General features: G+C 70.3%; 15 protein-coding genes. 8 read left to right on the top strand and 7 right to left on the bottom strand.

The window, feature by feature from the left end; translation table 11 throughout:
• Positions 1–196: 196 nt before the first annotated feature.
• A complete protein-coding gene (locus ACZ592_RS38080) occupies positions 197–625 on the bottom strand; it encodes a (2Fe-2S) ferredoxin domain-containing protein (RefSeq protein WP_471586338.1) in 429 nt (142 codons plus the stop codon).
• On the bottom strand, positions 622–2,595 hold the full coding sequence (locus ACZ592_RS38075; RefSeq protein ID WP_471586337.1) for a heavy metal translocating P-type ATPase: 1,974 nt from the start codon (positions 2,593–2,595) through the stop codon (positions 622–624). Before ACZ592_RS38075 ends, ACZ592_RS38080 begins: the two co-directional genes overlap by 4 nt.
• A gap of 92 nt (positions 2,596–2,687) precedes the next feature.
• On the opposite strand from ACZ592_RS38075, the gene ACZ592_RS38070 reads away from it, so the two are divergent.
• Complete coding sequence (locus ACZ592_RS38070) at positions 2,688–3,068, top strand: ArsR/SmtB family transcription factor (RefSeq protein ID WP_471586336.1); 381 nt, start codon at positions 2,688–2,690, stop codon at positions 3,066–3,068.
• 1,021 nt (positions 3,069–4,089) lie between these two features.
• On the opposite strand, the gene ACZ592_RS38065 is transcribed toward ACZ592_RS38070, so the two are convergent.
• Complete coding sequence (locus ACZ592_RS38065; RefSeq protein WP_471586335.1) at positions 4,090–4,626, bottom strand: CGNR zinc finger domain-containing protein; 537 nt, start codon at positions 4,624–4,626, stop codon at positions 4,090–4,092.
• 55 nt (positions 4,627–4,681) lie between these two features.
• Here ACZ592_RS38065 and ACZ592_RS38060 point away from each other — a divergent pair, with 55 nt between their 5' ends.
• From ACZ592_RS38060 to ACZ592_RS38045, 4 genes are all read left to right on the top strand, one after another.
• Entirely contained in the window at positions 4,682–5,986 is a 1,305-nt protein-coding gene (locus tag ACZ592_RS38060) for an MFS transporter (RefSeq protein WP_471586334.1), read from the top strand.
• 202 nt (positions 5,987–6,188) lie between these two features.
• Entirely contained in the window at positions 6,189–6,770 is a 582-nt protein-coding gene (locus ACZ592_RS38055; RefSeq protein WP_471586333.1) for an RNA polymerase sigma factor, read from the top strand.
• The gene (locus ACZ592_RS38050) at positions 6,767–7,483 is read left to right on the top strand and encodes a hypothetical protein (protein WP_471586332.1); all 717 of its coding nucleotides are present in this window, start codon (positions 6,767–6,769) and stop codon (positions 7,481–7,483) included. The genes ACZ592_RS38055 and ACZ592_RS38050 overlap by 4 nt, the downstream gene beginning before the upstream one ends.
• A 75-nt stretch (positions 7,484–7,558) precedes the next feature.
• On the top strand, positions 7,559–7,813 hold the full coding sequence (locus tag ACZ592_RS38045) for a hypothetical protein (protein ID WP_471586331.1): 255 nt from the start codon (positions 7,559–7,561) through the stop codon (positions 7,811–7,813).
• A gap of 875 nt (positions 7,814–8,688) precedes the next feature.
• Here the strand turns inward: ACZ592_RS38045 and ACZ592_RS38040 are convergent.
• Positions 8,689–9,024, bottom strand: a complete 336-nt coding sequence (locus ACZ592_RS38040; RefSeq protein WP_471586330.1) for an ArsR/SmtB family transcription factor — start codon at positions 9,022–9,024, stop codon at positions 8,689–8,691.
• Positions 9,025–9,197: 173 nt separating this feature from the next.
• On the opposite strand from ACZ592_RS38040, the gene ACZ592_RS38035 reads away from it, so the two are divergent.
• Together ACZ592_RS38035 and ACZ592_RS38030 are read left to right on the top strand one after the other, a co-directional pair.
• The gene (locus tag ACZ592_RS38035; protein WP_471586329.1) at positions 9,198–10,340 is read left to right on the top strand and encodes an FAD-dependent monooxygenase; all 1,143 of its coding nucleotides are present in this window, start codon (positions 9,198–9,200) and stop codon (positions 10,338–10,340) included.
• A 554-nt stretch (positions 10,341–10,894) separates the two neighbouring features.
• Positions 10,895–11,140, top strand: a complete 246-nt coding sequence (locus ACZ592_RS38030) for a hypothetical protein (protein WP_471586328.1) — start codon at positions 10,895–10,897, stop codon at positions 11,138–11,140.
• Positions 11,141–11,617: 477 nt separating this feature from the next.
• Here the strand turns inward: ACZ592_RS38030 and ACZ592_RS38025 are convergent, their stop codons facing one another.
• The 3 genes from ACZ592_RS38025 to ACZ592_RS38015 form a co-directional block, all read right to left on the bottom strand.
• Entirely contained in the window at positions 11,618–12,001 is a 384-nt protein-coding gene (locus tag ACZ592_RS38025) for an acyl-CoA thioesterase (RefSeq protein WP_471586327.1), read from the bottom strand.
• 185 nt (positions 12,002–12,186) lie between these two features.
• The gene (locus ACZ592_RS38020) at positions 12,187–12,351 is read right to left on the bottom strand and encodes a hypothetical protein (protein ID WP_471586326.1); all 165 of its coding nucleotides are present in this window, start codon (positions 12,349–12,351) and stop codon (positions 12,187–12,189) included.
• Positions 12,352–13,057: 706 nt separating this feature from the next.
• Positions 13,058–14,617: a class I adenylate-forming enzyme family protein gene (locus tag ACZ592_RS38015; RefSeq protein ID WP_471586325.1), complete on the bottom strand. Its 1,560-nt coding sequence runs from the start codon at positions 14,615–14,617 to the stop codon at positions 13,058–13,060.
• A 974-nt stretch (positions 14,618–15,591) separates the two neighbouring features.
• Here ACZ592_RS38015 and ACZ592_RS38010 point away from each other — a divergent pair.
• Positions 15,592–18,264 carry a hypothetical protein gene (locus ACZ592_RS38010; RefSeq protein WP_471586324.1) on the top strand — a complete coding sequence of 891 codons (2,673 nt, stop codon included), beginning with the start codon at positions 15,592–15,594 and terminating at the stop codon, positions 18,262–18,264.
• Positions 18,265–18,324 lie beyond the last annotated feature (60 nt).

Raw genomic sequence — 18,324 nt, 5'->3', positions numbered from 1 at the left:
CCGGAGGCGCCCCGTGCTCACCTTCGAGACCCTCCCCCGCTTCACCGCCGATCTCCAGCACCTCCCCCGCTCCCCCGCTCAACGCCGGCGCTTCCGCCGCATCGTCCTGGACGCCTTTGTGCCCGGCCTGCACCCCGGCCGCCAGTTCCTCCCCGGACTACGGGAAGCGCGCGGGTTCGATGATGCTGGGCGGGTGCTAGTCGTCGTGGAGTTCGGCCTGGACGCGGCGTGAGGGACGGAAGGCGTAGAGGTCGAGGACGCCGGGCGGATCGGCCAGGCCAGGGCCGCCATCGGTGACCCAGGCGGTGATGTCGGCGGCGCCGGGGTCGTTGACCTGGCCGAGCCAGACTGGGCGGCCTCCGGCCTTGCGTCCCTCGGCGGAGGGCTGGATGACGATGACGTTGGCGCGCTCGCAGGTGTCGAGGCAGTCGGTGCGCCGGATCGTCGCCACTCCGGCCAGCGCGGTGCGCAGGTCGGTGAGCTGGGCCTCGTGGTCCAGGCGGGGCACCTTGCCAGGGGTACCGCAGCAGCAGCCCCGGCAGACGGTGACCGTGCACCGCGCACTGGCGGCACCGGCCGCACCTGCGGAGGCGGCCGTACGCTCCCGGCGGGTGTGCCTGCTCACGCGGTGTCCTTGGTGAGGGAGTTTGTCCAGGCTCGCTCGCGCAGCAGGCGCAGGCCGTTGAGGCCGACGATGACGGTGGAGCCTTCGTGGCCGGCGACGCCGAGCGGTAGCGGGAGGGTGCCGATCAGGTCCCAGGCTACGAGCGCGGTGATGAAGATCCCTGCGATGACGAGGTTCTGCACGACCAGGCGGCGGGCTCTGCGGGACAGGCCCACGATCGCGGGAACGGTGGCGAGTTCGTCGCGGACGACGACGGCGTCGGCAGTTTCCAGGGCGAGGTCGGAGCCGGCCTTGCCCATCGCGATGCCGGTGTGGGCGGCGGCCAGGGCGGGGGCGTCGTTGACGCCGTCGCCGACCACCAGCACTCGCCGGCCCTCGGCCCCCCATCCCTGGACGGCGGCCGCCTTGTCCTGCGGCAGCAGCCCCGCGCGGACGTCGGTGATGCCGACCTCGGCGGCCAGGTGACGCGCGGCGCGCTCGTTGTCGCCGGTCAGCAGGACCGGGGTCCGGCCGGTGAGGGTGGTGAGGGCGGCCACCGTGTTCTTCGCGTCCGGGCGGAGCCGGTCGGCGATGCCCAGTACTCCGGCCGGTGCGCCGTCGATCAGGACGAGGACTGCGGTGCGGCCCTGGTCTTCGAGCTCCTGCACCATGCTGATGGTCTGCGGATCGCTGGTGGTGAGGCGGGCCGGGGAGCCGACCTGAACGGTGCGGCCGTCGATCGTGGCGGTGATGCCCGCGCCGGGGGTGGAGGTGAAGCCGGTCGTCTCGGCGAGTGCGAGTCCGCGCTCGCGGGCGGCCTGGACGACGGCGCGGGCCAGCGGGTGCTCGCTCGGGTGCTCAGCTGCTGCCGCCAGCGCCAGCAGCCCGCCTTCGTCCAGGCCGGAGTCGAGAGGGGGGCGGACGTCGGTGACGCGCGGGGTTCCCCCGGTCAGGGTGCCGGTCTTGTCCAAAGCGACGGCGTCGATCTGGCCGAGGCGTTCCATCACGACGGCCGACTTCGCCAGGATGCCGTGGCGTCCGGCGTTGGCGATCGCGGACAACAGCGGCGGCATGGTGGAGAGCACCACCGCACACGGCGAGGCAACGATCATGAACGTCATCGCGCGGAGCAGGGCCGCCTGGAGTTCGCCGCCGAGGGCGAGCGGGATCGCGAAGACGGCGAGGGTGGCGATGACCATGCCGATCGAGTACCGCTGCTCGACCTTCTCGATGAACAGCTGGGTGGGTGCCTTGGTCTCGGAGGCTTCCTCGACCATCTTCACGATCCGCGCGATCACCGAGTCCGACGGATCACGCTCGACGCGCACGCGCAGGGCGCCCGTGCCATTGACCGTGCCGGCGAACACCTCGTCCCCGGCCTGCTTGGCCACCGGCAGGGACTCGCCGGTGACGGTGGCCTCGTCGACGTCGCTGGCGCCTTCGAGGACCTGGCCGTCGGCGCCGACCCGCTCGCCGGGCCGCACCAGGATGACGTCGCCGACCGCGAGGGCATCGGTGGGGACGCTCTCCTCTGCGTCGCCGGGCAGGAGCCGGGTCGCGGTGGCCGGCGCGAGGTCGAGCAGCCCGCGCACGGAGTCGGCGGTCCGGGCGGTGGCGATGGCCTCCAGCCCGCCGGAGGTCGCGAAGATGACGATCAGCAGGGCCCCATCGAGGACCTGGCCGATGACGGCGGCGCCGAGCGCCGCGACGACCATCAGCAGATCCACGTCCAAGGTCTTGTCCTTGAGGGCCTTCAGACCCTCCCGTCCCGGCTCCCAGCCGCCTGTGACGTAGACGGCGGCATACAGCGGCGCCCACAGCCATACCGGGGTACCGAGGAGATCCAGCGGGAGGGCGGCCAGGAACAGCACCAGTGCGGCCAGCGCCCACCGGGCCTCCGGCAGCGCCAGCATCTGTGTGCGCCGCTTCGGTGGCGCCGGACGCGGTCCGGCGGCGGCCGGAGCGGGCCGCTGGTCAAGGACAGAAGGCACGACAAAACAACCCTTCACGGGCGGATGGGCAACACCTTCACCATACAGGAACGTCTGAACAGGTCTTCAGATGTCGTCGGTATGCTGTCCCCATGGGCCACGGAACCGATACCGCCAGCAGCGCCACCACCCGCGAGCGCCTGGACGCCGTCGGGACCGCCGACGTCGCCGCCACCCTCCAGGCCCTCGCCGCCCCCTCGCGGCTGCACATCCTGGCCCGGCTCCAGGAAGGGCCGTGCTCGGTCAGCGACCTGGCCGAGGCCGTCGGCATGGAAGCCTCCGCCTGCTCCCACCAGCTGCGGCTGCTGCGCAACCTGGGGCTGGTCACCGGCGAACGTCACGGCCGCTCGATCATCTACGCGCTCTACGACAGCCACGTCGCCGAACTCCTCGACCAGGCCCTCTACCACGTCGAGCACCTGCGCCTGGGCATCCGCGATTCCGCCGCTCCCGCGACCGTCGCCGCCGACTGACCGGCGCGCCGGCGACCTGGGCAGTCTGGCCGCGCGCTCGGGGCGGGCGACGGTGACGTAGTGCATGGCGGTGGCCTCATGGGGTCTGCGCGTAAGCACTGTCCAACAGTTGCCATGGATGGCCCGGAGGGGATGCTCGGCCTGGGGCCGGGGCTTGTCGCTGCCTGCCCCGAAGGCGGCCCCAGCCGAACGCCACCCGTCCAAGGCCGGGCGAACTCGTCCGGCCCGCGTGAGAACCGGCGCTCCACAGCGTGCACCGCCACCCAACGCCACCGCTGTCGCTGTCGCTGTCGCTGTCGCTGTCGCTGTCGCTGTCGCTGTCGCTGTCGCTGTCGATCCAGGCTATGGCGGTCCCAGCGGCAAGGTCTGAGCCAATCGCACACAGCGGGAACCCACCGGCGGTGCCGGGCGTGATGAAGCACATGCCGAACACCGCACGCACCCGCAGACGATCCAATGCGAAGGGGCGAAGAGGCGAAGGCCGACGGCAGTTCCTGAACGTCCCGAACCCGGGAGCGGAACACCCATCCTCGTCAATCCGCTGCTCGGCGTCCCCGGACTGCCGCCGCTCTACCTGGCCTTCAAGGCCGCGACCACCGACAGCGGCTGCAACTCCCCAGCCGCCCAGACGGCGAATACGACCCCGGACTGCCCGGACAGCGATACCGGCACCATGACCTGGGGCGGTGCCGCCGTCCTCGGCGGCATGATGCTGCTGGCGATTGGCGTGCGGGCAGTCCCGCTCTTCCGCGGGCAAGAGGACCACCGTCCCGGGGGAGCACGGGGCCTCAGGGTTCCTGACCCCCGATCGATACCACTGCCCCTCTCATACCGATGGGCGGACTCATCCTGAAGGTGAGAATCAGGTCTCACTCGATGAGACCAGCAGGCCGCCCCCACGCGGCCGCGGGCGCGGCGCACCATTCGGCGGGCTCAGGGGATGTCGCCGCTGGAGTCGAACTGGCGCTCACTGGGCGGAAAGCCGGGGGCCCCGGTGTGCCGGGGGCTCGGGCGGGCGCCCCTACTCGGCGTGCGCGGATCGTCGCGAGCGCATGCCCTTGACCTTGGCGATGCTGCCGCAGGCCCGGCCGGTCTCCCCGGCGTACATGCTGCACCAGGTACGTGAGTTGTTCCGTGACTGGTCATAGAAGACCCACCGGCAGTCAGGGCATGCCCGCACCCGGCGCCACCGGCCCTGCGCCACCAGCCCCACCGCGAGGCGCAGCAGTTGCCCGCACGGGGACGATTCTCCCTGGTAGACGAGTTCTCCGTCTTCGACACGTACCGTCTGCGGACGCCGTTCCAGCCACTCATCGAGTCGAACCCAGCCGCGTTCCTCGACATCGGCCCGGAGGTCGTCCCGCAGCTGCATCAGCTCCTCCAGGCTGTCCTGGGGACCGGGCGGCGAGGTCAGGGTGAACGCCTGGCGCCACAGAGCCGGGTCTGCCGCGAGCACGGGGAGCGTGTCGGTCTCCGTGCGGGTGTCGTTGGGGATCGACCAACTGTTCAGGAAGCTCTGCAGCTCCACGGCCTCGGGGACCATAGCCGTCGTAACCATACCGTCAAGAGTAGACGGTAAACACTCGCCGCGAAGGCTGTTACCGTCTACTTTTATGACTGGTAACACTCCTGGTGAGAGTGCTCGCACACCCAGCTATCGCAGCGTCCTGGCACTGCCCGCCCACCCCACCTGGTACGCGGCCGCCGCCCTGGTGCGAGCCCCCGTGGTCATGGCCCCTCTGGCCCTGGTGTTCCTCGGCTACAGCACGCAGTCCTTCGCCACCGGCGGCCTCCTCGCCGCCACCCACGCTTTGGGCGAGGCTGCCGGTGCCCCGTTCATGGGCCGCCGCTTCGACACCCGCCCCTTTACCGGCCAGCTCCGTCTCGCCCTGGGCATCGAGGCCCTGGCCTTCGCCGCTCTCGCGCTTTGCGCCGCCCACGCTGCCGTCCCGGTGCTTCTCGGTTTGGCCTTCCTTGCGGGCACGGCAGCCTCCGGCGCTCCCGGAGGGATGCGCGCACAGCTCTCCGCGACCACCCCCGAGTCGCTGCGCCCAACAGCGCTCAGCCTGGAGAGCTCCCTCAGCCAGACCATCTGGGCCCTCGCCCCGCCCCTGGTGTCCTTGCTCTACGCGGCGTTCTCCGCCCCAGCCGCACTCGCCGTAATGGCCGCCGTCTCGGCGGCCCCGGTGCTCTTCGCCCACCGGATCCCCCACACCGATCAGGCACAGAGCATCGACCACCCCCTGCCGAAGGGCATCCGGACCGTCGAAGTCCTACGGCTGGCCTGGCCCGCCGCCTTGCTTTCAGCAGCAGTTATGTTCCTCATCGGCACAGTCGACGTCCTCCTGCCCGCGCGCCTGAGCGACGTCGACGCCTCCCCCGCCCTGGCCGGTCCGGTCATGGCCGCCTTCGCCATCGCCAGCGTGATCTCCGCCATCCTGTACGGAAGCCGCCGCTGGCCCGGCACTCCCGACACTCAGACCCTGATCCTGCTTCCGGCCATCACCCTGGCCTTCGCCTTGCCTGCGTTGACCCCCCATCCCGGAGCCTTTGTCTTCGCCTTCGCTCTCGGAGGGCTCTTCTACAGCCCCCTGATGGTCATCCGGAACCTGGCCCTGCAAGGGCAACTCCCCCAGCGCGCTTGGGCCACCGGATTCTCCGTCCTCTACGCCGCGGCCGGCCTTGGCTATGGAGTCGCCGGCCTGATGTCCGCCATGCTCCTCAGCATTGCGGATTCCAGGGTCGGCTTCCTCGCCTGCGCTCTGACCACCCTGACCGTCGGCTCGGTCTCCCTGCTCGGAGAGCGAGGACGACGCCGGGCACTCCACCAGCCCTTGAACGGCGGAACGCCGAGCCCTTCTCAAGCGGGTGGCGCTGACCGCGAGTCGGACTGTCCTGCGCTACGACGAAGGTCCTGAGCGCACCGGCGGATCCCGGACCCCAGGCACACAGGCACACAGGCACACAGGCACACAGGCACACAGGCACACAGGCACACAGGCGGAGTTGAGGCGATCCGCCAGTCGCCTTTCCCGTGTCCGTGTCGGCTCTATAGACATGAGCGAAGCCGCACAAGAGGCTCGGAACAGTACGTGGACCCGGTCGGGGGGTGGGCGCCCGGTGATACGCCGTACGCTGCCCCCGCGACCGCAGTCCGAACTGGATGCCCTGTTCACCGAGACGTACAAGAAGTACCGGCCCGGAGTGCGTTCTGTGATCTACACGGTGGCCGGGCCGGAGGCGGACATCGACGCCGTCGCCCACGACACGTTCTTGCGCTATCTCAAGATTCTCCGCGAGGACGGGCCCGTCGCGTCCCCGTGGCCCCTGCTCCGGAGGATCGCCTCTGGTAAAGCCATCGACGCCGTCCGTGCCGCCCGGCGCACCCCCTGGGCACCCGCGGGTGAACTCCCCGAGGACAGCGGGGAGTGGACCTCGGTGAGCAGAACCCTCGGACCGGACCGGGCGCTGGAGATCTCCGAGATGCTCCGTGACATCAACACCCTCAACCCCGAACTGCGGTGGGCCCTGCTCCTGCGCGAATACCTCGGGCTCTCCCGTACCGAGACCGCCGAAACTCTCGGCATCGCCCCTGCCTCCGTCTCCGCCTCCGTACGCCGCGCGAAGAAGAAACTCCGCGAGCGCGCCGCGGCGCCCGAACCGCCCGGACCGGCCCACCGGATGGAGGGAGCACCCCGATGAAGTCCCACGACCGCGACCGTCCGAACGACAGGTTCGAGGCGTTGCAAACAGCCTTGGTCCAGCACTATCAGGAGCACCCCGGCGACAGCGAAGGCGAGCTGCGGGCACTCCTCGCGGCGGAGCCGGCCCCGGCGGCCCCTTCGAAGCTGGACACCCGTCGAGAAGGGGTGGTCCTGCTCCACCCCGCAAGCCGCGGCGCGGCGGCCCCTCGCTCGCGGGTGCGGACGGCGCGCCGGGCATGGCTCGCGGGCCTGGGGGTGGCTGCCGCGATGGCGTGTGTCACCGTCGGCTGGCAGGCCCATGACCTCCAGGCCGCCGACCCCGCGGTCTCCGCCTCGCCCAGCGCGCTCGCGTCCCGGCCCACGCCGCAGACGTCGCGGTGGATCGCCCAACTGGCCTCCGTGGCACACCGCGAGGGTGAACAGCAGGCCCGGCGGACGCTCGCCGTGATACGGAGGTCCGTCCCTTACGCGCAACTGCTCGACAGCGATGACTTCGCTTCCCTCAACCCCGGCTACTGGGTCATCTACGAGCCCGGCCCCTACCGGGACGGAAAGGAGGCCGTGGCGTTCTGCAGGACCGTCGACCGCTTCCGGCCGAACGACTGCGTGGGCCGCTACCTCTCCCACGACCGAAGCGATCGCACCATGGTGTGCATGCCCCTCTCCCCGCCCGCCGGAAACTGCACCAGGGAGCGGGAAGGCAAGGAGTAGCCCGGCCGCACGGTTCACCGCCGTTCCTCCCTCGCTCACTCATCTCGTACTCATCGACATGCGCAAGGAGAAGTCATGCCCGACGAGAAGACCCCCGCAGGCAAGCTGGTGCACGACAAGCACGGCGCGATGTTCCTGGTCCACCCCGACGGCACCTACGTGGAGGTGTCGGAATTCCCCGTGCGGGCCTCCCGGTTGCCCGCCGAAGACGCTGAGCCGATCGCCGGCGTGTCGTTCCGGGGGCATGCGTCCAAGGGCGCCCGTCAGGTCCTGTCGATGGCCACCGTGGTCGCGCTCGCGGTGCTCACCGGGGGCGACTTCCCCTTCTAGGCCCGCGGGCTTGCAGGCCATGGACTCCCAGGCCCATGAGGTCGGTGACGTGTCGGTCATACGACGATGGAGGTGCGGGCCGCCCACGGCAGGGCGAGTGTTCGATCCCGCCGTCCGTGCGCCAGGCCCGAGCTGTTCGCGCTGCCGGCGGCCCGGCCGGTGGGCGGGGTCGGGGTCCTCGTGGGCGGTGTCGACGGTGACGATCGCCTCCGTCAGCGGGCATACGGACCCGGGCAGTCCGGCGAGGCGGTGGAACGCAGAGCTGGTCGGCAGCACCCAGCGGGGTGGCGGTGACCAGCTCGGCGCCGTTGTGCGGCATGCCGTCGCCAGGCCGAACGATTCGGCGAACCGGAGAGCGCCGCCGCTCTCACAGCCCATCAGCGCGACCCGCGGCGGCGCCGGCCGCAACCTCTCCCCTAGCTCAGCGTCGGCGCGCAGGGCGGGGGGAGCGAGCGAACCCAGCAGAAGGTCCATGGCCGGCAGCGGTCGATGCGTGCGGAGCGGTCCGGCAAGGACGTCGGCCTGCGGACCGCAGCTCAGATGGAGCGTGCTGTCCTCGCTCCGCCCGCTCTCCACAGGCGCGCCGTTCACATGTCCGGCGTGCATGAGCCGTCGGGGGCGGTCACGGAGCGCCTCGCTCGGCCAGTTCCGGCCCAGGCCGGTGCGGCACAGCACTTCCGCGGCAGTGGCGACGCGCGGGACGACGTCACCCTCGCCCAGCCGCCTCCGGACGAACGACAGCAGGCCCCGGTCACGGGCAGCGGTGACAAGGCTGACGGCTCTCGCCGCCACAGGCGCTGTCCGTGCGAAGACGGATCAAGCACGCAGTCCCGGAGCCGAGGGGCCATAGGGCCAACACTTGTGCTCGCCCGTGCTCAGCGAGGAGCGGTATCGCCCTGGGGCTCTGCTCCCAGGAGCGCGAGCAGCCCGGGGAATCTCTTCTCGATGTCCGCGCGTCGCAGGCGGATGCCCTTGCGGTTGCCGTAGTCGATCTCGTCGATGAGGCCTGCCTCGCGCAGGACGCGGAAGTGGTGGGTCTGGGTCTGCTTCGAGACCGGAAGATCGAACGAGTTGCAGCCCCGCTCGTTGTCGCTGCGGTCGGCGGCCAACTGCGCCATCACCGAACGCCGGTGTCCGTCGGCGAGGGCGCGGAAGACCGCACCCAGATCGAGCGCATCGGCCTCCGGGCCGACCAGGTTCTTCCCGGCCACGCGGCACCCCCTTCAAGTACGACTTGAATCGTACCTGAAGAGTGTGCTCTCCTCAGGTACGAAATCTTTCGTACCTTGATCCGGCGGCCGCGCTGCACCGCGCTGCCACGCCCTGCGGCCCGGCCCGGCACTCGCCGGGGACCTGGGCATCGACACTCCGAGAGGTCATCGTCATGAAGAAGCCCGAGGTGCTGATAGTCGGCGCCGGGATCGCAGGGCCCGCACTCGCGTACTGGCTCTCCCGGAACGGCTACCGGCCGACGGTCGTCGAACATGCCCGGCAGCTGCGCTCCGGTGGCAGCGCGATCGTCGTGAAGGGGCCTGCCGTCCCGGTCGCCCAGCGCATGGGCATCCTCCCCCAGCTCCGCGAGCTCGCGACCCGCAATCGGTCACTGACCCTGCTCGACCCCGACGGCAGGCGCATCCTGCAGATCCCGCTCACCTCGGACGAGGCACCGACGGTCGAGGTGACCCGAGCCGACCTGTCCGAGGTGCTCCACCGGTCGGCACAGACCGAGGCCGAGTTCGTGTTCGACGACACGGTCACTGCTCTTGAGCAGGACGGAGGCGGGGTCGACGTCACCTTCCGGCGGTCCGCGCCACGGCGCTTCGACTTGGTGGTCGGTGCCGACGGGATGCACTCCGCCGTACGGCGCCTGGTGTTCGGACCCGAGCGGCAGTTCGCGAGCGAGCTGGGCCTGTACGGCGCGACCGTGCCGCTGGAACCCGATGCCGTCGAGGATCCGAGCGAGATGACGATGCTGACCGTGCCGAACCGGATGCTGGTCGTCCACCCCTCGCGGACCACCCCGCTCGCGGTCTTCACCTTCCGGGCCGCACAACTGGCGCCCCACGACCGCAAGAACATCGCCCTGCACAAGCAGACCGTGGCCGACGCCTACGCCGACGTGCGGTGGCGGGCACCAGAACTCGTGACGGCCTTCCTCGACCACCCGGCACCGTTCTTCGACCCCCTGACCACCCTCCGGGTGCCCTCGTGGTCCCGCGGACGGGTCGTACTGCTCGGGGACGCGGCGGCCGCGACGGCCCTGCTGGGTGACGGGTCCAGCATGGCGATGGCGGGCGCGCACGCCCTCGCAGAAGAGCTCGCCGCCCACCCCGGTGATCACGCCCGCGCCTTCGCCGCCTACGAGTCGCGGCTCCGCCGTGAGGTAGGCCCGCGGCAGCGACGCGTCGGTCTGCTCTCCCGGCTCATGGTGCCCCGCACCCGGCCCGGCCTCGCGATGCGCAACACGGTGGGCCGCGCGGTCGCTCGCACGAACCCGATCGCCTCTCGCCAAGCCGCGCACCGGTAGGCCGGGTCCACACCGACCGGTCACCGGCCGATGCGCAGCTCCGCGCCAGCTCTCAGCCGGGCCTGCGCCGCCATGTCCGACGGGCCCGGCTCGGCGTAGTGGGTCTTCGCCGATGCGACAGGTCTGCCAAGGCACAAGCCTGGAGGGCCAAGCCGGCGCCCCGGCCCTGCACGCCCGATACCGTCCGCGGTGGAGGTTCCGGACACGTCCCGAACTCAGCACGCCCCCCCGGGGGAGTCCAGGTGACCGAGGCGCAGATCGGCATCTGAACTCCTGGAACAGCCCAGAGCGGATTCCGCTTCGGCCACGGGCCCGCACGCGGGGCATCGACTCCGGGTGGTCTGTTGTAGCCCCCGCAACAGGGACCGCGAGCACTTGGGGTCCCACCGTTCGTGTGATCGACTGCTCAGTGCCCGCGAAGAACTCGAAGCGTGACGCGGCGCTTTGCCACGGCCGGACACGGCTCGGGCCGGCCGCACTCCGCGAGCAGCGGGCCCGTGGGTCGCAGAGGCGCACACGCACCAATGAACGTAGACACGTAAAGGAGAGAAAACATGCGCAAGTTCCAGCGCGCAGCAGTCGCCGCCACCGGCGCCCTGGTCCTCTCCGGCCTGGCCGTCGGAGCCGCCCAGGCCGCCGACCTCCCCTTCGTTGAAACGCAGGGCGACGCCGCGACGGACTGCTTCACCAAGGAGACCCAGCGGGAGATGGACATGGGAGCGGGTCACCACGTCACGATCGTCCACTGCGAACGCGATCCCCGGAGCCCGGGCAGCATGTTCGTCTTCTACCGGGGCTGAGTCACGGGGCGGGTCGCCTCCGGCCCTCTCCACCGGCCCCGGTCTCCTTGGCCGCGCGGACTTCGGAGAAGCCGGACGCCGCACCCGCACCCGCACCGGACGTTCCGCCGACGTGACGGACGAAGGCGGCTCCTCCACCCTCTGAGCGGGGGACGGAGGGGCCGCCTTCGTGCTGCTCGGTGGCGGCGACGGCCGGACGGTGGGCGACTGCCACGGCACGTACAAGAAGCCTCCGCATGAAACCCCCGTGCCAGACCGAGATCAGTGGAGAGTCTTCAACCTCGTGGCGCTGACCGCACGTTGGACACCTCTGCACCAAGAAGACGCTCCTGATGGACGGAGTGTCGGTCACACGCTGCCGGGGTCGATGCCGGGGTCGCCACCGTGTTCCGCTGCAAGTGCGCAGTTCCCGCACGCCGGTTGTTCGCGGGTGCAGCGTGGCCAGCTCGGTGATGATGCTGCGGAGGGCCAGCACGATCAAGCGATGGCCGAGGAGGGGTCGGACGCGACGTAGTACTTCGCGAGGTTCGCACGCTCTGCGTCCGTGACCGGACGGGCACTGCGTCGTTCGACGTCGATGGCGACCCACCGAGTGGTGACCTCGGCAAAGACGCGGGCATCGTCAAGGATGCGTGCCGTGCCGATGACGGTCGACCTGCGCAACGTGGTGACCACTGTCTGAATCTCCACCGCCGGCTGGTACAGCAGCGGCTCCAGATAACGCGCCTCGTGTTCGACCACCGCGAAAGAGGGCGGTTGTCCGCGTCCGGGCGACACCATGTCATTCCAGGAATCCTGGACCCAGGAGATCATCCGCACGTTGTTCACATTTCCATGCCAGTCAAGATCGCTCAGAGACACGGTCTGAGTCCAGACGTGACAGGGCAGAGGACGCGCCACCGGCTGCTTTAGGCCCTTCATCATTTCAACTCCTGGCTAGTCACTGATCACCTGTTCGACGGCTCTTGCGTGCCCCGGCCCGCCCAGCTGCTCAAGGCCGTCCGGCGCCCACTCATCGATTCGCCCCTCAGCCGTACGCAAATATTTTACGATTCCTTCGAAGAGGCCGCTGGATCAACCCAGCCACTGACGTCCCGGACGATTCCGCGCGCGATGCGAAGTCCGGCAATCCGCGCCTTCAGAGTGGGGTTGGCCGCCGGCTGGATGATGGACATTTCCGTCTCGATTTTCTCGACAATCTTCTCGATCATGGGGTCGTTCATCTTCATCCCTCCCGGGAATATACAGGCGCAGGAACCTACATCTCAGCGCGGCACGGGCAGCCACCTCTCAGAGATCACCGATGTTGTCCGGATGCGCACCGAGGAACTTTCCCAGTTCGAACGGCAGAGGGACCTGCAGAATTGCTTAATCCATTGCTATCCCAGAGCGCATGCCAGGGAGCGCCGAGGGAAAATGGCCTGATTGAATCCGCGATCAGCACGCATCTCACATCCCTCCTTCAATTTATCAAGAGTGCACGAAAATTCCCCGAGCGTCTTGCCGACGTGCACTTTATGGGCGTCCAATCGGTGAAAGTGTTGAATGCATGCCGTTCACATGCGGTGCATCAGAGTGCCCACGCGGCGTATCGCGCCTGTCGGCAGCGGTCATTCGTGGAATCGGTGAACCCGAAGGCTTGGGAAGCACATGGCGGGTGGCAGCGACGAGGGCACCGTACGACTGCGGAACACGGCCCCTCTCCCACCGGACGCCGCCCTCCGCAGGTTCCTCGCCAGGGCGTCCAGGGCGCTCTCGGCGCGAGCGCTCCGTGCCGTGCGCGGCAGCCCTGGCCCGCGAGCCGGGCGGCCACGGCCGAGCCCAGGCCGCCGGTGGTGCCGGTGGTGCCGGTGGTGCCGGTGAGCAGGCCGACGGGTCCGGTGCTCACGGCATGCTCGTGCTGTGCGGCCATCGGTTTCACTCACACTCTTCGCCGGGGGCCGTCGTGTCGGCGTACTGCTCACGCAGGGCCCGGCGGTCGATCTTGCCCGTCGGCGAGGTCGGCAGGTTCGTGACGACGTCGACGGTCCGCGGGACCTCGCAGCGGGCGAGCATGCCGTTGCAGTGCTCGACGAGGGCGTCGGTCTCGGGCTGTTCGCCGTCGGCCGGGACGACGAGGGCGTGCGGGATCTCGCCCCGGTGCGGATCGGCGCGGCCGAGCACGGCGGCGTCCTGGACCGAGGCGTGACAGCGCAGGGCGTTCTCCACCTCGGTCGGATTGATGTGGCAACCGGCGCTGACGATGGTGTCCTTGCTGCGTCCGACGATCCGGACGGCGCCCCGCTCGTCGCGCAGTGCCAGGTCGCCGGTGTGCAGCCACCCGTCGGAGTCGGTGGCCCGCTGGGTGTCCCAGGCGCTGACCCGGTATCCGGCGGTGACCTGCGGGCCGCGTACCCAGATCTCTCCCGGAGTGCCCGCCGCCGCTTCCTCGCCTTCGGCGGCGGGGTCGGTGAGGCGGAGCTCGATGCCGGGCACGGGCGTGCCGGCCGAGCCGGGCATGGATCCGTCGGCGGGAGCGCAGAGGCCGGGTCCGGAGAGCTCGGTCATGCCCCAGCTCTGGATCAGGTCCAGACCCGTGTGGCGGCTCCAGTCCTCCCTGCCCGCCTCACTGGCCGCCCGACCTGCCGTCAGGCAGCGTCGCACGTGGGGAAGTTCGACGGGGCCCGCCTCCAGGACGCGCAACAGGGAGTCGTACAGCGCGGGCACCCCCTCGATGACCGTGACCCGGTACTCCTGCATCAACTGCGTCCAGCGGACCGGATCGTTGGATCCGGTCAGCACCAGGCACCCACCGGACAGCAGGGTGCTCATGGCGGCGAGATGCCCGTAGGTGTGGGCCAGCGGGGAGGTCACCGCGACCCTGTCGTCCGCTTCCCGGTGCAGGCCGCGCCAGAGTTCCGTCGCCAGGTGCAGGGACTCCTCGGTCTGGACGACGCCTTTGGCGGTGCCGGTGCTGCCGGAGGTCAGCATGACCAGGCACGGCTGCTCCGGTCCCGCCCCGGTCGGCGTCGATTCGGCCCCGGTCGGCGTCGGTTCGGCCCCGCCGGAATCGGCTTCCGGCAACAGTGCGTACTTCGGGGGAAGCGCGAGTTCCATGACGTGGACCTCGGTGCACAGCCCCTGCGCGGCACACAACTCCCGCATCTCCTCGGCCCGTTCGGCGACGGCGAACAGGTGGCGCGGGCGGGTGAGGCGCAGGGCGCGGGAGATCTCGTCGGGGGTGAGCAGCATGTTCAGCGGGGATACCGTGGCCCCGGCCTTGAACGCTGCCAGGTACGCGGCGATCCAGCTCGCGCCGTTGGGCGCGAGCACGGCGACGCAGTCCGGCTCGTCGCCGGCGCCCTGAGCGCCGATGTCCGCGGCCAGGTGGGCGGACCACCGGTCCAGGTCCTGGTACGAGCAGCGTCCCCAGTCGTCGACGACCGCATACTGCTGTGTGCCGGCAGTGATGGCGTTGAGCAGGCCCAGACGGAACATCAGTAATCATCTCCAGTCGGCAGGGACAGCGGCTCGTCGTGCCCGGCAGCCGTACGGCCGGCCGCCGGGTGGCCGGTGGTATCGGGCAGCGGCTGAGGCGAGAGGAAGCGTGTTGCGGGTGAGGCGAACTCGGACACGCGGCGTGTCGGATCGGCGCGCGATGCTTCTTCCGGCGCCGGCCCGGAGTCCGTTTCCGGCGGATCGTTGGGATGGCTCACAGAATGGTGCACGGGGAAGAACCCCTTTCGCCCCCGGAGCGGGCCTCCCGGCCGGTCCGTGCGGAAACCGCGTACGGGGGGGGCGGCTCTCGCCTGGCCAGGGAAGTCGTTCGGCTTTCGAGCCTGGCACATTTCAGAAACGGCACAACCACCGCCCGCAAAGCCACTGCCGGACGCGCTGATGCACCCAGCTTTGCCGACGGCGGTTCACATGTGTGCCCTGAACTGCGCGTTGGCGGCAGCGCGGCGATATCAGGAACAGAATTTCCATGATCGGCAATGCGAACACGCAAGGTGACCAGCGAGCGGCGTGTACGTGTGAACCTGCCAGATCTCCCGCGCGATACGGGCCTGTGGCCCGGTCAGGCCCCTGCCCAAAGGTCCCGGACCGGATGGACACGGAAGCCCACACTCCTGGTGGAGAGGATTCAGGCCCAGCAGTGGTACACCCCGCCCGGGGGCGCGTCTTTCGGTTACGAGCGCACTTCGTACATGGGCAGCACGGGGCCGGCCGGGCTGCCGGTCCTGGCGGGTCGTGCGCAGGCCTTGTGGCCCTGGGGGCCGCGCGGGCGCACGGCGAGGAGCGCTGGACGCGTCAGCGGGGCTGCGCTTCGTACGCAGCCCCGCGAAGCTGTCGCGACCTGCGACGGGCCCCCGCGCCGCGCAGGAGTAAGGGACGACGAGCGAGTAAGTCGCCTTATATGAAGAGGAGTTGACGCCTTCTGCCCTCGCACCGGGCGTGCATATGCTCGGGTCATGGCGCCTTCGGCCCCCGTATTCGTCAATGTCCGTGACTTCCACGCCATCCCCGGCCCCGAGGGCCGCTCGACCTGTTCGGACGCGTTCCAAAACGCCGTGGACGCCCTGGACAAGGACACCGGCGGAGTCGTGTTCGTCCCCGCCGGCCCCCAGCCCTATGAGTTCCTGCGCTCGGTGCTGGTGGACCGCAACCGGGTCCGCATCGTCGGCGAGGGCAGGCGCACCAGCGCGCTGCGGGCCATCGGGGCCACGCCCCCGCTGACCTTCGGGCTGCGCCGCGTCACTCATGGGCAGCCGCTCAGCGACGGCCACTGGGCCGATCTGCGCGGCATGCTCGACGCCTCGGTGACCGACCAGCGCTGGGGCTGCCGCACCCGCGTGCCCTCCCCGGTCGCCGGCGGGCCGACGAGCGAGGCCACGGTGACCCTGCCCTGCTCGCCCTTCCAGTTCGGCCCGACGGACGGCGCCTACTGGTCGGCGGTGCGCCAGTTCACCGTCGACTTCGTGGTCCGCAACGACGTCATGCCCTGGTCGGTGCAGCCGCTGTTCGGCATGAAGGACGCCTTCAACCGGCCGTCCCCGTTCTACGCGTACGTCAACGCGCACGAGAACCCGCCGGCGGTCGTCTTCGTCTTCCGCACGGGCGACGGCCTGCACCGCGAGATCCGCATCCCCTTCGATCCGGCGCAGCCCGTGCTGCGCTGCTCCTTCCAACTCGACCTGGACGCCCGCACCGTGACCGCGTGGACGAACAGGCGGCAGGCGACCCAGCGCGTCCAGGTCCAGCCCGACCTCTCGTTGGTCAACGACGGCTGGGACCCGCGGGAGCCCGGCCGGGATCTGGCCTTCACCCCCAACTGGTACGCCCCGTTCCGGCTGGCCGCGATCGGGCAGAACTCGTCGGGCCGGGCGGGCCTGCCCGGCAGCGAGAACAGTCCCGTCGACCTCACCTTCGGCGCGCTGCGCTTCTCCGACGTCCTGCGCTACAAGGTCCTGGAAGAGGGCCAGGAGCAGCAGGACGCGCGCGGCAAGGTCGACGACCTGCGCTGCCTCACCGTCGAGAGCCGGGTCTTCGGTGCCCTGACGATGAGGGATCCGGTGCACAAGAGCGCCTCGGGCGTGCCCGATCTGCAGATGCTGTGGGAGGGCGACGTGGGGGTGTTCGGACGCGGCTTCTTCGTACCGGACGACCTGCGCGAGTACGTCGAGGGCAACGGCTGCGAGAAGCTCAACGTCAGGGGCTTCTCCTTCGCGCCCAAGGCGACCCACTACGGGCAGGCCATCGGCCTCGGGCTCGTCTACAACTTCTCGATGGACGACGTGGTCGTGGAGTTCGGGGCCCAGGGCCTGAGCTCGCACCACTTCGGAGTGAACTACCCGGTGTCGCTGCGTTCCTGCAGCTTCGAGCACCAGACCGACTGCGCGATCTACAGCTTCGGGCAGTACACCACGGCCACCGATCTGGCCCTCGCCCACTACGGCCGCTCCGCGTTCAAGGCGCTGAGGTCCCGGGTGGCCTACCGCGATGTCCCCTGCACCGACTCCAACGTGTGCGAATCGGTGGTGAAGCTGTTCCAGACCGAGGCGGTGCTCGACAACTGGATGATCGACTTCGAGGGCTTCCACGCGGACCTGCCGCGCGACAGCTACATCTGGGCGAGCCTCGCGGACGACGTCGGAGGCCCGACCCAGCTGGTCGTGCGCGACTGCGTCGGAAGCGCCGGAGGTGAACACACGGTCGCGATCCGGCTCGTCGGCAGCGAGCGCGGAGCGCTCGCGGACACGCACAAAGGCGTCGGCTGGTGCAAGGTCGAGCGGTCGTTCAACCACCACGCCGATCCGCGGATGCCGGCCCTGATCGCGGTGGACGGCCCGCTCTGGCAGGGCCTGTACGAAGGCCTCCCGCCTGCGGGCATGGCCCTGGCCGTCAACACGGCCACCCCCGGTGCCTCCGCCAGGATCGGCATCGGTGCGGTGCCGCCCCCGGTGTCGGTGCCGCCGCTCGCTCCCCCGCCCCACGATCCGCTGCCGAGCCTGCCCGGTCTGATCGGCTACTACCGCGCCGACGCCCTGCGCGACAGCGACGGCATCCCGCTGCGCGACGGGAGCGCCGTCACCGAGCTCACCGACCTGAGCCCCGCCCACCGCCACGGCGTGCCGGTGGGCAGTCCCGCCGTGCTCCAGACCGACGCCGTGAACGGCCTGGCGGCCCTGCGCTTCACCGGCGGCCACTACGCCTTCCCGGCCCTCCAGGGTTCCAGTGGCGCCGCGACCTGGTTCTTCGTGGCCAAGCGCCTGCCCACCTTCGACTCCGCCCCCGGACGCCCGGGCTCGCTGCGCAGCAACGGGCAGGGGTGGCAGCTGGACCACCTGCTGATGTCCCGCAGCGCCGAGTCGGACAACCAGTGGGCGGTGTACGCCGTGCGCTGCACGGCGGGCGCGGCCCGCAGGCTCCAGACGTACACCAACGGGTACCCCTACGAGCTGCGCAGGGACGACCGGGTCCGCACGGTGGGCTGGTCCGGGCCGGTCTTCGGCTACCGCCCGGACCACGGCCATGGGCTGCAGGGCCTGGTGGCCGCGGCGGTCCTCTGCGACGCGGCACTGACCGACCAGCAGATCGCCGACACCTGCCGCTGTCTGCTCAACCGCTACCAGATCCCGCTGTGACAGCCCGGCGCCCCGTACGGCAAGCAGGTGCGCGGTCAGCTTTTCGAGGGGTTCCCCGCC

Source organism: Streptomyces sp. NPDC040622, assembly GCF_055593965.1.
Note: the sequence above shows the minus strand (reverse complement) of the source record. Positions and strands in the feature narration are given on the sequence as shown.